This is a genomic window from Bdellovibrionota bacterium (assembly GCA_035292885.1).
Taxonomy (GTDB): domain Bacteria; phylum Bdellovibrionota_G; class JALEGL01; order JALEGL01; family DATDPG01; genus DATDPG01.
The window spans coordinates 1-13,818 of record DATDPG010000088.1 but is presented as its reverse complement, the minus strand read 5'-3'; the positions used below and the strand labels follow the sequence as shown (position 1 = coordinate 13,818).

10 protein-coding genes are annotated in these 13,818 nt (G+C 56.5%); 6 read left to right on the top strand and 4 right to left on the bottom strand.

The genetic code is table 11. The features are described from left to right. From VI895_07245 to VI895_07235, 3 genes are all read left to right on the top strand, one after another. Nucleotides 1–887, top strand: an 887-nt coding sequence (locus VI895_07245) for an MFS transporter (GenBank protein HLG19599.1), incomplete at its 5' end; no start/stop codon positions are given. A gap of 85 nt (nucleotides 888–972) precedes the next feature. Then, nucleotides 973–2,244, top strand: a complete 1,272-nt coding sequence (locus tag VI895_07240) for a beta-galactosidase (protein ID HLG19598.1) — start codon at nucleotides 973–975, stop codon at nucleotides 2,242–2,244. Between the two features lie 156 nt (nucleotides 2,245–2,400). Next, nucleotides 2,401–2,790: a PilZ domain-containing protein gene (locus tag VI895_07235; GenBank protein ID HLG19597.1), complete on the top strand. Its 390-nt coding sequence runs from the start codon at nucleotides 2,401–2,403 to the stop codon at nucleotides 2,788–2,790. Here VI895_07235 and VI895_07230 read toward each other — a convergent pair. Next, on the bottom strand, nucleotides 2,774–3,325 hold the full coding sequence (locus VI895_07230; GenBank protein ID HLG19596.1) for a phosphoribosyltransferase family protein: 552 nt from the start codon (nucleotides 3,323–3,325) through the stop codon (nucleotides 2,774–2,776). The genes VI895_07235 and VI895_07230 overlap by 17 nt on opposite strands. Nucleotides 3,326–3,525: 200 nt before the next feature. Here VI895_07230 and ileS point away from each other — a divergent pair, with 200 nt between their 5' ends. Together ileS and lspA are read left to right on the top strand one after the other, a co-directional pair. Continuing rightward, nucleotides 3,526–6,333, top strand: coding sequence for an isoleucine--tRNA ligase (gene ileS, locus VI895_07225; GenBank protein ID HLG19595.1), 2,808 nt, complete (start codon nucleotides 3,526–3,528; stop codon nucleotides 6,331–6,333). Next, entirely contained in the window at nucleotides 6,330–6,821 is a 492-nt protein-coding gene (gene lspA, locus VI895_07220) for a signal peptidase II (GenBank protein ID HLG19594.1), read from the top strand. Before ileS ends, lspA begins: the two co-directional genes overlap by 4 nt. A gap of 19 nt (nucleotides 6,822–6,840) precedes the next feature. Here the strand turns inward: lspA and VI895_07215 are convergent, their stop codons facing one another. Beyond that, on the bottom strand, nucleotides 6,841–9,042 hold the full coding sequence (locus tag VI895_07215; GenBank protein HLG19593.1) for a glutamine synthetase III: 2,202 nt from the start codon (nucleotides 9,040–9,042) through the stop codon (nucleotides 6,841–6,843). A gap of 190 nt (nucleotides 9,043–9,232) precedes the next feature. Here VI895_07215 and VI895_07210 point away from each other — a divergent pair, with 190 nt between their 5' ends. Next, nucleotides 9,233–10,285 carry a sugar phosphate nucleotidyltransferase gene (locus tag VI895_07210; protein ID HLG19592.1) on the top strand — a complete coding sequence of 351 codons (1,053 nt, stop codon included), beginning with the start codon at nucleotides 9,233–9,235 and terminating at the stop codon, nucleotides 10,283–10,285. A 45-nt stretch (nucleotides 10,286–10,330) separates the two neighbouring features. Here the strand turns inward: VI895_07210 and VI895_07205 are convergent, their stop codons facing one another. After that, the gene (locus tag VI895_07205) at nucleotides 10,331–11,389 is read right to left on the bottom strand and encodes a tetratricopeptide repeat protein (GenBank protein HLG19591.1); all 1,059 of its coding nucleotides are present in this window, start codon (nucleotides 11,387–11,389) and stop codon (nucleotides 10,331–10,333) included. Between the two features lie 70 nt (nucleotides 11,390–11,459). Continuing rightward, nucleotides 11,460–13,691, bottom strand: coding sequence for a hypothetical protein (locus VI895_07200; GenBank protein ID HLG19590.1), 2,232 nt, complete (start codon nucleotides 13,689–13,691; stop codon nucleotides 11,460–11,462). Nucleotides 13,692–13,818: the final 127 nt, after the last annotated feature.

Genomic DNA, 13,818 nt, shown 5'->3' with positions numbered 1-13,818 from the left:
GGAGGGTGGGTGGGATCGGCGTGGCCATGGGATATTTCGGTTCATTCTTGGCGGTGGCGCTGGGGCTGATTTTGGGAACTTCGGACAAGCCGCTTCTATTCGTCTGGATCGCCGCACTTTTTCTTTTTTTTGCTTTGCCCTGCTTTTTCTTCGTCCAAGAGCGGGGGAACCTTTTTCCGAAACCGATCGATTTGCAGATGATTCGGAACTCGATTCGAGAAACCGTCAGAACCGTTCGATCGACTCAAGAATATCCGGGACTTTTGCGCTTTCTGATCGGCCGCGTGTTCTATACCGACGCGATCAACACGGTGATTGCGGTGATGGCGCTTTATACGGTGAACGCGGCGGTCAGCGGAGGAATGAGCTCAGCCGAGGGGGAGCGGACGGCTCAGTGGGTGATGATGCTCGGAATCACGTTTGCCGTCGCGGGTGGATGGTTCTGGGGGATTCTGGCCGACCGGATCGGCCCCAAAGCCACGCTTAATTTGGTGCTAAAGATTTGGCTGGCGGTCTTTCTTTTTGCCGCGCTGATCGGCTTCTTGAGGCTCCCTTTATGGAGCGTTTATCTTCTGGGCGCTTCCGCCGGATTCGTTTTGGGTGGAATCTGGTCCGCAGACCGGCCGCTCATGCTTCTTCTTTCACCACCGGCCCGAATCGGCGAGTTTTACGGGCTCTACGGCATGGTCGGCCGTTTCTCCGCCGTCACCGGGCCGGGAATCTGGGCTTTGGTCACGTTTGTTTCCCATCGGATGTTCGGCCTTTCTCCGTTGACAGGACAGGCGGCGGCGATTCTGGTTTTGTTGCTGATGACATGGGTCGGGTACATGATTCTGAAACCGATTCCGGAAATGAAACCGGCAAATGCGTTCCTGGCGAAAACATAGCGGCCTGTTTTTCATAGCGTTCTGCTCCGGGATATTTTGGCACGGGCAATCCAAGGCTTCGCCCAGCGTTCACGTCTCGTATCCCGTGGGGGCTTGGTATTGGCTGAATTCCGTTCCCCCTACGCAGTGGAAGAGCGACCTTCAGGAAATGAAAGCGGGCGGGATTTCATATGTTGTGGCGGCATTCGGTTATGACACGACGGCCTTTGTTCGCCGTGCTCACGACATGCGCACGTTCTTGGACGAAGCCGACGAGGCGGGCCTCGGCGTTTATCTCAATATTTGGGGACCATCGGCGTCTCAACTTCCGGTTCCAGCCGGAATGGAGACCGTGGATGAACTGGGCGTTGTTCGGATTACGCCGAACCTTTTTGAACGCACATGGGTGGATCGTATCTGGGTGCCCTATCTTGAAACCCTGGCGGAGGCGGCCAAAGGTCATCGCAACTTCCTCGGCTATTATTTTGATGAAACGTTTCAAATGGGCCGGCCGAAAATCGCCGGTTTACGCGAGGGTAGGTTCTCAAGTTATTCCGAGCTGGATCGGATCCGCTTTCGAGTATGGCTCATGAAAAAATACGGGGATTTGCCGGCGCTGGCGAAGGCTTGGCGGGAGAAACCGGCATCGGATTGGAACGAAGTGGCGCCGCCGGCGGAACCCTCGAATCCGAAGAAGTGGTGGGACTGGATTGAAGCCCGAAAGGCCTGGCTTCGGGATTGGGCTCAGGCGACCCGTGCCGCCATTCGACGGGAAGACCCGAATCCCGCGCATCTCCTCGTTCTCGAAGACGATGAGCTTATTTTAGAAACCGAGGGAGTCACCGGTGCGGCCGCTGCGAAAGTTCGAGCGCAATTAGGAGCATCGGCATTGGCGAACATGTTGGATCAGCGGGGCCTCGACATTCGGGATTTGGCCAGGTTCTTCGATGCCATCTCTGTTTACGCCGCGTTTTCGTGGTCGGGGGAACAGGATCTCCGGGAATATCAGGATCAGACACGAAGAATCGTTCGAAAACTGAAGACTCTTTTTGGCGAGCAACCGTTTCCCATATTCACATTCTGGGTGGGTACCTCGCTAGACAGTCCTAGACAATCTCATCCAACGGTCGATGAAATCTTGTCCATCATCGATATAGCGCGCCGAGAAGGAGCTCGAGCCGCAGACCTGTACGCTTATCGAGTTGGGGACTGGCGACTTTCTCCGGTCGATCGTCCCGATCTTTTGCCGGGGAACGGACGGTATTACCCAATCGCCCCGCCAATGAAAGGGATCTATCTCGCCGATCGGCCCCAGGTTCTAAAGGCGCTGAAAAAGGCGTTGGTCGGTCGCGGCCTTAAGAATCCCGCCGATCGATAAGAGGCCCCAAGCGAGTGCGCAGAAAGGTAATGAATAAAAGTTACGCATGCTCACTTTTTGCACACAAATGCCCAGTTTTGTTTTTATAAACAACATAATATCATATAGTTATATTGTATCTTGAATCGGGTACAAAAGTTGCTATTATATTTGTCCATGGCTAATTCTGCCACAAATGTTCGGAAGCAAGAGTTTGCATATGAACGCAAAGCTCGAAGGGTGGACTACGGGCAGGCGGCGGTTTTCAAACCGAATCACCGTAGCAATCAAACGGGGTTCGTAAGAGATGTCAGCGAACAGGGCGTCTTCTTGATCACGCAAGAACCCCTGACCATGGGCACGGAGATCCTATTTTACCTGCCGATGCAATTAGGTCCGCGGGCGAAAAAAGTCCTCTGCATGGTTTCCGGAGCGGTCGTACGAATCGACGGCCGGTTTTCGGGGCCGTTGCGCGGGTACGGAGTTCAATTCAGCGGCAAGCTTTCTCAAGTGACGCTCAGGCAACTTCGGGAGTTTGTGGCGTCACACCTTACGGCTCTTCAATAACCTTTAAGCTGAGGGGAGTGCGAGCGAGAGTCGCCCATATAACGGCGTGGGCGCCTGAGCAGAGAAGAAGTTCCGTGACCACGCCGGCCGTAGCCCCCGTGGTGAAGACATCGTCGACCACAAGAATGTTTTGCTCGGCCGGATCCGCCACCACTTCAAACGCGCCCTCCAGATTTCCGCGGCGCTCCTTTTGATCCAGAGAGGTTTGAGCCGATGTCGCCCGGACTTTGCGCACGATATTTCGTTCGAAAGGAACTCGAAGATGTAACGCCAGATCCTTGGCCAACAAAGCGGGCAAATCGACCCCCCTTTTTCGGAGCCGTCGCCGATCGGCAGGAACGGCAATGATGGTCGTGGGCAACGTCCGGACAAGTTGATCCGAAGCTCGCCGCAGAAAATCCTTCAGAAGGGGGAGCGGGCGAGGATCCGCGTGGAATTTGACTCTCAGAACCAGGTCGCGAAGGGGGCCTTCGTAAAAGCCGGCGGCAATCGCTCGGGCGCGTTCAACTTCAGCGCCGGGAACCGTCAATTCCATCGGTGAATAGAATTGCTCGTCACACGGTGCGCAGATGCCGCCCTTTCGTAAAGGCGAGCGGGCCGAGCAAACCGTACAAGTGGGCGGAAAAAGAAGATCGCTGCCGGCATTCCAAAAACTTTGGAAGTGCTTGAAAAGAGTCAATCTTCTTGACAGTTCAGAGGCCGGACGAATAGACATCGGACCCTATTTCTACGCCGATGGACTACAAATCAACAATTCAGCTGCCCAAGACCGATTTTCCGATGAAGGCGAATTTAACGCAGCGCGAACCGATCTTTTTGGAGCGTTGGGAAAAAGCCGGCCTCTACCGGCAAATTCTTGCGAAGAATTCCGCGAAACCGCTCTTTCTTCTGCACGACGGCCCTCCGTACGCCAACGGGAACATTCATGTGGGCCACGTGATGAACAAGACGCTCAAGGATCTGGTCGTGAAGTCCAAGTCGATGGCCGGGTTTTTGAGCCCTTACGTGCCGGGTTGGGACTGCCACGGCTTGCCGATCGAGCATCAGGTCGTCAAACAGCTGGGCGGAAAGGCGAAGAGTTTTTCGAAATTGGAGCTTCGCCGGGAGTGTCGCAAATATGCGGAGCGATTCATCGACATCCAGCGCGAGGAGTTCAAGCGCCTCGGAATTTTCGGGGAATGGGAAAACCCGTATCGAACGATGGATTTCAGCTACGAAGCCCAAATCGCCCGGGAGTTCGCAAAGGTTGTGGACAAAGGCTTTGTCTACCGGAGTCGGCGCTCCATCCATTGGTGCATATCCTGTCAGACGGCGTTGGCGGAGGCGGAGATCGAATACGAAGACCATCAATCGCCCAGCGTTTATGTGGCGTATCCCATCGCCAGCGGTTGGGAAAAACTGGGTCTTCCCAAGAGTGATCCGAAGGAACGATTTGCCCTCATTTGGACGACGACGCCTTGGACCTTGCCGGCGTCGATGGCGATCGCTTATCAAAAGACGGCCGATTATGTCGTCGTCGAACGAAAAGGAAAGCCCGGACGTTTCATCATGGCAAAAGCGATGGTTGAGCAGGTTGCTGAAGCACAACAGATTTCTTTAAAAGAGGTCGGGAATATCGGAAAAGGAGAGCGTCTTGCCTCGCTCGTGGCCCAACATCCTTTCGTGAAGCGCGAAATTCACTTCTTTCCCGGGGAGCATGTCACGCTGGATACCGGAAGCGGTTTGGTTCACACGGCGCCCGGTCATGGCGAGGAGGATTATCAATTGGGCCTCGAGCATGGCCTGGAGATCTATTCTCCGGTCGGCCCGGACGGGCGCTTTGAGAAAGACGTGGAACATTTCGCCGGCGAGCGTGTGTTCGAAGCGAATCCCAAGATCATCGAGCACCTCAAGAAGCTGGACCGCCTGTTCGAAAAAGAGCTCAAGGTCACGCACAGCTATCCGCACTGCTGGCGCTGCAAGAATCCGGTGGTCTTCCGTGCTACGGCGCAATGGTTTCTCTCGCTTTCCCATCGGGATCTTCGCAAGAATGCCCTGGAGGAGATCGACCGAATTCTGTGGATTCCCAAATGGGGACGCGAGCGCATTTACGGCATGGTGGCCGGGCGGCCGGATTGGTGTCTATCCCGCCAAAGAGTGTGGGGGGTTCCGGTCATCACGTTCGTTTGTAAAGCATGCGGCGAAAATCTGCTTTCCGCTTCGGCCGTTTCGCACGTGGCCGAAAGGTTCGCGAAAGAGGGGTCCGACGCTTGGTTTCAATATGAGAGCGCGGAACTGCTGCCTACAGGAACCGCATGCACGAAGTGTGGCGCGAAAGATTTCGAAAAAGGCCAGGACATCCTGGATGTCTGGTTTGACTCGGGGGCGAGTCACGCCGCTGTCCTCGAGCAACGTACCGGTCTTCGTTGGCCCTGCGATCTTTATTTGGAAGGAAGCGACCAACATCGCGGGTGGTTCCATTCCAGTCTTCTGGAGGGGATGGCGACCCGGGGCCATGCCCCGTTCAAAGCCGTCGTGACTCACGGATTTGTCGTGGACGGAGAGGGCCGGAAGATGTCCAAATCGGTGGGCAACTACATCTCGGCGCAAGAGTCGGTCAAAGAGCGGGGCGCGGAGATGCTTCGTCTCTGGGTGGCGATGGAGGATTATCGGGACGATGTGCGGCTCTCCAAAGAGATTCTCGATCGGGCCGTCGAGTCGTACCGGCGGATTCGGAATACGGCGCGCTTCTGTTTGGGGAATTTGTTCGACTTTGAGCCGGATCGACACCGCGTCCCGCGCTCTGAACTGTCACGTGAGATCGACCGATGGGCGGCGGATCGCCTGGCGCAGGTCGCTCAGAAATGCCGAAAGGCGTACGAGGATTACGAGTTTCACGTCGTCGTTCAGTCCCTCAACGAATTCTGCGTCGTGGAACTGAGTGCGTGGTATCTCGATATTTCAAAAGACACGCTCTATTGCGATCGGGCCGATGGGGCGCGTCGGCGGAGCGCGCAGACGGTTCTGTTTGACGTGGCGGATCACCTGACACGTCTTCTGGCGCCGATTCTCCCGATGACGGCAGAGGAAATTTGGGACCATCTCCCCGCCTTTAACGGAAAGACTTCATCGGTGCATCTGGCGGAGTTTCCTCCCGCCGCTCCGGCGGAAGAACGTGAATTTGCCGGTCGCTGGGAAAAGCTGTTTCTCGTCCGGGGAGAAGTCTCGAAGGCCTTGGAAAAGCTTCGGCAGCAAAAGGTCATCGGTCAGTCGCTGGAAGCCGAGGTCGAGGTGGCGGCGCCCGAACCGATTCGGACGCTGATCGAGCAGTATCAAAAGGAACTCCCGATGCTCTGGATCGTTTCGCGGGCCAGATTGACCAAGAGCATAGCCAAAGAGATGGATCTCTTCGAATCGGCGGAAATTCCGGGACTCAAAGTAGGCGTGCGAAAAATTGTCGGCCAACGGTGCGAGCGGTGTTGGACGTATCCGTCGGACGTCGGGGCGGTGGAAAAACATCTGAAACTTTGCCGCCGCTGTGCCGAGGTGATCGACGCGATATGAACCCAATCGCCTCAAAGTATCTCAAGATATCTGGGGCCACGGCCCTTTTGGCGGCATTGGATTTGGGATCCAAACATTGGATGGCGACGCACTTTGGCCGCGGGCAGTCGAAATCAATCCTTCCCGGAGTTTTCAACTTGACGCTGGTTCACAATACCGGCGCGGCGTTCGGTCTCGGAGCCAAATGGTCGATGAGCTTCTTCGTTGTCACGTCAATCTTGGCGATCGGCCTGGTGGTCTATCTTCTCGTTCGCCTGAAACCGGAGGAACGTATTCCTCGGTGGGCTCTCATATTGATCTTAAGCGGAGCGATCGGGAATCTCATCGACCGCATTCGTCAGGGGTATGTGGTCGACTTCTTGGATTTTTATTTCAAAACCCACCATTGGCCGGCCTTCAACGTGGCCGACTCGTGCATCACCGTAGGGGCGGCACTCTTTTTCCTGGATCTGCTCATGAAGCCGAAACCCGGTCGAACGACGGGTTAGTGTCCCGAGTTCGCCTTTCTTACTTCAGAAACAGCATCTCCCGATACTTCGGCAGCCGCCAGAGTTCGTCGGCGACGAAGCCCTCGGCCTGGTCCGAAAATTCCCGGAGTTTTTCCATCGCCGGAAAGACTTTCTTGCTCAAGGCCGACGCTTTCTTGGCTTCATCATGAATCCCCTGGGCTGCGGCTAATTCCTTGTCCAGCGCGGCGCACGCGTCCATCAAATGGTCGTACATCGTCGTCGCCTGGTCGAGGCGTCGATTGCCGGTCTTGTGGCCGGTCGACTTGAGTTCGGTGACCATGTGGGCGACGCGCGTGACCTCTTCTTCCATCGCCGGAAGGACGTGCGTGTCGACCAGCTCAAGCATCGTGGCCGCCTCCATTTCGATCTGCTTGATGTATCGCTCCAGCATGATGACGTGCCAAGCCTTGATCTCTTCGGCGGAGAGAACTTTAAAACGTGTCAGGAATTCCCACGCTTTGGCGTTCTCCAGCACCTTGAGCGCTTCCGGTGCCGATGTCAGGTTGGGAAGGCCGCGTTCCTTGGCTTCCGTTTTCCACTCGTCCGAATAGTTATTTCCTTCGAAGCGGATCTTCTTGGTTTCTGCGATCACTTCCCGGACCAACCCCAAGATCGCTTCGTCGCGCCCCATCGCTTGCGCCAGTTTCTTTTCCAATCTTTCCGTAAGCTGAGCGAAAGAATCGGCCGTCGCCGCATTGAGAACGGTAATGGCTATCGCAATGTTCGCCGAAGCTCCTACCGCCCGGAACTCGAACTTGTTTCCGGTGAAAGCGAACGGCGAGGTCCGGTTCCGGTCCGTGTTGTCGCGGGCAACGACGGGAAGCTTCGAAACGCCGAGACTTAATATCGCCTCATCGGTGGAGGCTTTCGGCATTTGCCCGGTTTCAATGTGATCCAAGATTTCGCTCAAGCTCTGACCCAGAAATGCGCTGATGATCGCAGGCGGCGCCTCATTGGCCCCGAGTCGATGATCGTTGCCGGGCGAGGCAATCGCCGCTCGCAGCATATCGGCGTGTTCGTGCACCGCCTTCAAAACCGCTGCCAGCACGGCTAGGAAACGAAGGTTTTGATGCGGGGTTTTGCCTGGATCGAGAAGGTTGTCCCCCTTTTGCGTGGCCAAGCTCCAGTTATTGTGCTTTCCGCTGCCGTTGATTCCGGCGAACGGTTTCTCGTGCAGGAGACAGACGAGATCGTGCCGCCGCGCGATCCGACACATCATGTCCATGCAGAGGGAGTTGTGATCGCAGCTTAAGTTCGCATCCTCGAAAATGGGCGCCACTTCGTACTGTGCCGGCGCCACTTCGTTGTGACGGGTCTTCAACGGAACTCCCAATTTGTACATCTCCTGTTCGAGCTCTTGCATGAAGGAGAGAACGCGTGACGTGATCGGTCCAAAATAATGATCTTCAAACTGCTGTCCACGCGTGGAGGCGCGACCGACGAGCGTGCGTCCCGTCATGAGCAGGTCAGGTCGCGCCGCAAAAAGGGCGCGGTCGATGAGAAAGTATTCCTGTTCGGCGCCAAGTGTGGCGTTAACCGCCGTAATGTCCACGTCCCCCAGCAACTTTAGAAAACGAACCGCTTCACGTGAAAGCGCTTCGGTGGAGCGAAGCAGGGGAGTCTTGGTGTCCAGTGCGTGACCGTGCCAGCTCAAGAAAGCCGAGGGGACGCACATGGTTTTACCGTTGGTCGATTCCATGATGAAGATCGGGCTGCTCGGGTCCCACGCGGTGTAACCGCGGGCCTCAAACGTGGAGCGCATCCCGCCGCTGGGAAAGGAACTGGCGTCCGGTTCGGATTGAATGAGCGCCGAACCCGAGAAGCGTTCTAACACTTGCGTCTGTCCAGTTTCCGTGACTCGCGTCGTGATAAAGGCATCGTGTTTTTCGGCCGTCAGACCGGTCATCGGCTGAAACCAATGACAGAAATGGGTGACCCCATAGCTCATCGCCCAGTCCCGGATGACGGTGGCGATCTCATCGGAGACATTTTTGGGAAGTCGAGCGCCCCGATGCACCATGGCCATTAAGGCATCGAACGAATCTTTGGAGATTTTCTCCTTAATCTGATCGAGTCCGAACGTCAGGCTTCCGAAGTAGCCGCTGACGGGCAATGTCTTGCCGAGGGGGTCCGTCGGACGAACGATCTTGCGCGGAAGTCGGGAAATAGAGGCGCGTACGGCCTCATCGCGTAAGGACATCTTTGTCTCCTTTCGACCTTATCGAACCGGCAGGAGCCCAGCTCGCTAAAGCCTTGTTTCAACGCGACTCTCCGGAACCACCGCCCCGGAAAATCGCCTCTTCAAATATATTAACTCAAATGGGTGGTAACTGGAAAGATAGCGCTCTCGCTCCCGATTTGCCAAGATCGCCTTTCCGATGAGCGCGAATATGGACGTCCTCATTCTGGCGGGCGGCGGCGGAACGAGGCTCTGGCCGCTCAGCCGCGCCGAACGGCCGAAGCAACTCCTTCGGTTACCCCATCAGCAGACGCTTATAGAGCAGGCCGTCTCCCGGGCCAGGATGCTTGTAGAATCCGAGCACGTTTGGATCGTGACCATTGCTTCGCAAGTGGCCGCGACGCGGCAAGCTCTATCCGGCTTCGATCCGGAGAGGATTTTGGCCGAGCCGATGGGACGCAATTCCGGGCCGGCCTGTTGTGCGGCCACGCTGGAAATCGAAACGAAGCGCGGCCAGGCGACGACGATTCTGGTTCTCACGGCCGATCAATGGATTCCGGAGGAAAAACGATTCGCCGAAACGATGAGACGGGGTGTGAAACGAGCGGCGGACGGAGAGTCGCTGGTGACCTTCGGCCTCTCGATCCGCGAACCGCGCACCGACTTCGGGTACGTCGAGATCACCCGCGACCGCGCGAAGAAAGGTGCCTTTCGCGTCCAGCGATTTATTGAGAAACCTCCCTTGGCGAAGGCGCGGAAGTTCGCGCGTTCACTCCGCCATTTTTGGAACAGCGGGATGTTCGCCTGGCGGAGCGATTTTTTCGGAAAGGAAATGGCCCGCTATGCTCCCAACATTTATCGCCCGCTTCGCCAGATCGACTGGAGTCAGCGACTCGGGCTTCAGGACCTAGGCCCTACGTACGAAAAACTCCCCAACCTTTCCATCGATTACGCCCTCATGGAAAAAAGTCGGGCCGTTGAAGTGGTGCCGGCCAAATTCGACTGGTCCGATCTGGGAACCTGGGCGGCGGTCCACGAAGCGCTTGCGAAGACGGATCGAAGCAATGTCGTGCTGGGAGACGCCGAAGTGGTCGACGGCGGCGGCAATCTCGTTCGATCCGATTCGAAACCGATCGTAGTCTGCGGCGTCGATGACCTGGTCGTCGTGGACACGCCCGACGTCACGCTGGTGACGTCAAGAGAAAAATCCAGAGATCTCAAGAAGTATCAGGCGAAAATGAGACTGTTTCCGAAGCTCCGCTGAAGCGAGCCGCATCGATTTTTACCGAGATTTATTGTCGGATCCGGGCTAGTTCGCCGGCGGCTTCCAGCTGGAAGCCCACTGACGGTATTTTTCCACTTCGGCCGCATGGCTCTCGAGCCACTGAGTGACGCCGGATTCACCAAGCGGTTTTCGAGAAAGATACGCCATGGTGTTAATCACGTCGGCATCCTTCGCGTCCGAAAAGAAGTTCAGGACAAGCGTTTGCCAAAAGCCATCCGGGTCCTTTGATTCAGCTTGTTCAACGAGGATATCCAAAACGGACGGGAACTTCGTCGTAAAGAACTCGGCGTCGCTGAGCCCTTTTTCTTCTTCCGTGAACCGAGTTGCTGCGACCATTGACATGCCGAGATCTCGCGCCCCCTGGGGGTCTGTTCCATCGGGATTTGGGGGCGGGACAGTAACGTCGATCTGCGCTTTTCCTTCCTTATTCAGTTCCGGCCGGCGGGAGACACCCAAGAAGAGGAGCGCCCAGAGCCGCGAAGCAGCTGACTTGGCGCGCTTGGTATCCGACTCCAGGGCAAGAAAGCGAGCGAACAGGAGAAAAGCTCGGTGTCTTTCATGCTGAGTGAACTGAAATTCCGCCAGGGCGAGCCATGCCGACGAATGGTCGGGCTTGAGGCGCAGATCCGCAATGAACTCCCGGGTCGCTTCATCCGTCCGATTCTGGAGGCTCAAGTTAATTCCCAGGTTATAGTGCAGCAAGGAAGAATCGGAAAAGTGATCAAGGCCTTCGCGCAGGACCTTTTCTCCATCTCCTAACTTCGTCAGGCCGTCGTAAGCCGACCCCAATGTGCTATAGGGGAGGGGATTGAACTCAGGATTGTCCTCTAAGAGTTTTTCCAATACGCGGATCGATTTCCGATATTCCCCTTTAGAATAAAGAGAGAAACCAAGCTCGTAGCGCGCTATTTCATTTTTCGGTTCATCTTTCAAAACCTGTCGGTAAATTCGGATGGCACCGTCGTAATCTCCCGCGTCGTGGAGCTTTTTCCCCGTTTCCAGATCCTGATCCGACGAAAATGCACGAAAAGGGAGGATGAGTCCGATAAGAACTAGGCACGCCAGTCTGATTCGCAAGCCCATCGCGGCACCGGCAGTCCATTTGACACAAGGCGGCACCCATGGCAAGTGAAAAGCATTCGCGTTAATGAAGCTATTCCCCCGGTTTCGCCGAAGCGAGCCAGCGGAGGCGAGCGATCTGATCCTCTGCGCGAAGGATCTCCCCTTGAGCGCTAGCTCGGCTTCCAAGTCGTTCATAGGCTTCGATGGCGTGCGCATCATCCCTTTGTTTTTCGAAGATCTCGGCCTCCAACGCACGCTGGATTCTTTCCAAGTCGGCCCCTGGATCCGAGGGCACTTGAGAAAGGATACGTCGAGCGACGGAAAGATTTCCGCGCTTAGCGGCGGCGCGCGCGGCGTAAAGGAGGAGAGGAGCGGATGGATGCGGCGGAGTGGCCCGGGCTTCGATCATCGATTCAACCCATTTCTCGTCGGGGCCCCGTTGAATAAGCCGGAGAAGCGAGTCGGTCTCCCCTTCCTGGAGTAAATGGAGCCGGGCCTGCACGGCCAATCCGATGTCCGGGTCCACGGCAGAGGCCTGGACCCGTGCATAGGAATCGGCCGCGGCGGTCTGTTCGTCCCGAACCACGGCGGCATCTCCCACGTAAATCTGTCCCCACGCAAGATCGGAAGGAGAGCTTCGGGAATCTGCGACGACGCTCTTCGCTAAACTTTCAACTCGGTTCCATCTCCCTTGCCTCGCTTCCGTCCTCGCGAGCGAAATCGCGCGGTCCGAACTCTTCCCCGCGTATTGCCATGCACGTTCGAATGCCTCTGAGGCCCCCGTCCAGTCCGAAGTTCGAATGCAACGCCATCCCTTTTCGTCGGCATCGGCTACGTCGTGGGGACATCGACGCTCGAAAATGGAGCGCTGCCGGAGTCGATCCTCGATTCGGCTGACTGTTTCTGAAGTGACCGGGATCGTCGCCAAGAAATTTTCCCACGCCTTCACCAGCGAGGACGAGGACCGACCATAAACGCGTTCGAAACTTCGCCCGCGATAGAGCTGTTGAAATCGGTAAATTCCCCTTTGATCGATCAACCACCGGCAGAACGATCCCGACGCCAGGTAAGCGCGAGAAGGAGCCTGCCGGAAAAAGCTTAGGGGGCTCAGGACCTCCTCGACCGAGGGAAGCAGCCTAAGAATCTGCAAGGCCCGGGCCCATTCGTGAATGGAAAGATCTTCCCGGTACTTCTCCATCGCCGTGGCGATCCCTTCCAGGAGTCCCACGCGAAATGTAAGCCCGAGTCCTGGGATGCCGAACGGAGCTGCCAGGACATGAGTCAGCTCGTGCGGAAGGGTCGTGCTTCGGGGATCCGGATGAAGCAAATGCACCGCCCGCTGCAGCGGATTCCCGATCGCCGTGTACCTCGTGCCGGTCAATCGGCGTTTCTGTTCGGCCGACCGATAAACGAAAATATCGATCGGTTTTCGTTGGTCGTCGCTCAAACCCAGTTGATCCGCGACTTGGCGGGCCCGGAAATCGAGAGTATTCGCGAGGGAATCGAAATCGATCGAGGGGGCGGCAGGATCAAAATGGAGCCGGAGGAAGCCTTTTTCAACGGTCGCCGAAAGTTCGCTTCGGACCTGCTTCGCTCCGTAAAACCATCCCAGTTGGGTTCGTAAGAAAAATGCGGAACAGACCAGGATTCCGGGAAGCAGCCAAGCCGCTCGACGGATCGGATTTTTCCGAGCGATCGATAAATAGGCGGTGGAGGCGAGCCAGAGGGAAAGCGCCAAAGTCCAAAATCGGAACGTGATGACGGAAGAAGGGATCGGAATCCATTCATCGTAGATGGGCCCTGCAAAATATCCGAACGCGGGATGGAGGAAGAAGAGGGGAGGATCACTGGCCAGATCTCGCAACGTCAGGAGGGAAAACAGGAGCGTGGGGATGAAGGCTCGGAACGTATGGCTCATGCGTGACCCAGGGGATGTGAACGCCCAGCAAGCGGATGCCGAGCCGAAAAAAGAGGAAATCATCGGGAGGAGGGCGAACCATGCGAACCCGACATCCCATCGACAGGTCGCAATTTTGAAGGAGTAGGCGAGAACGACGCCCAGCGGAAGCAGAAGAAGGATCTGCGAAGCCGCCAGGGCTCGGGTGAGATCAGCCCGGGAGAGCGGGCGACTTCGCTCAATCTCGGAAAGGCGCAGGGCGGCGCCGAAAGTCGCGATCAAAGACGCGGCGATTCCTAGAAGAAAGGAAAATTCATACGCCAGAGCGCCGGTGAGAGGCGAGCGGCAAAGAGAAAAAGCGGTCAGGCCTAGAACAATCGATTCAGTTCGACAGTAGAGAGAAAACGGAGCGCGAAAGGGGCGCATTATTTTTTCGATCCGCCGGTCCAACGAACGTTCGTCACCTGTTCCGGGCGCACACCGACCCGTACCAACGTCACCGGCTTCTTTTCCGGGGCGATCAAGACGACGTAATCGCCGACCAAAAGTTTTT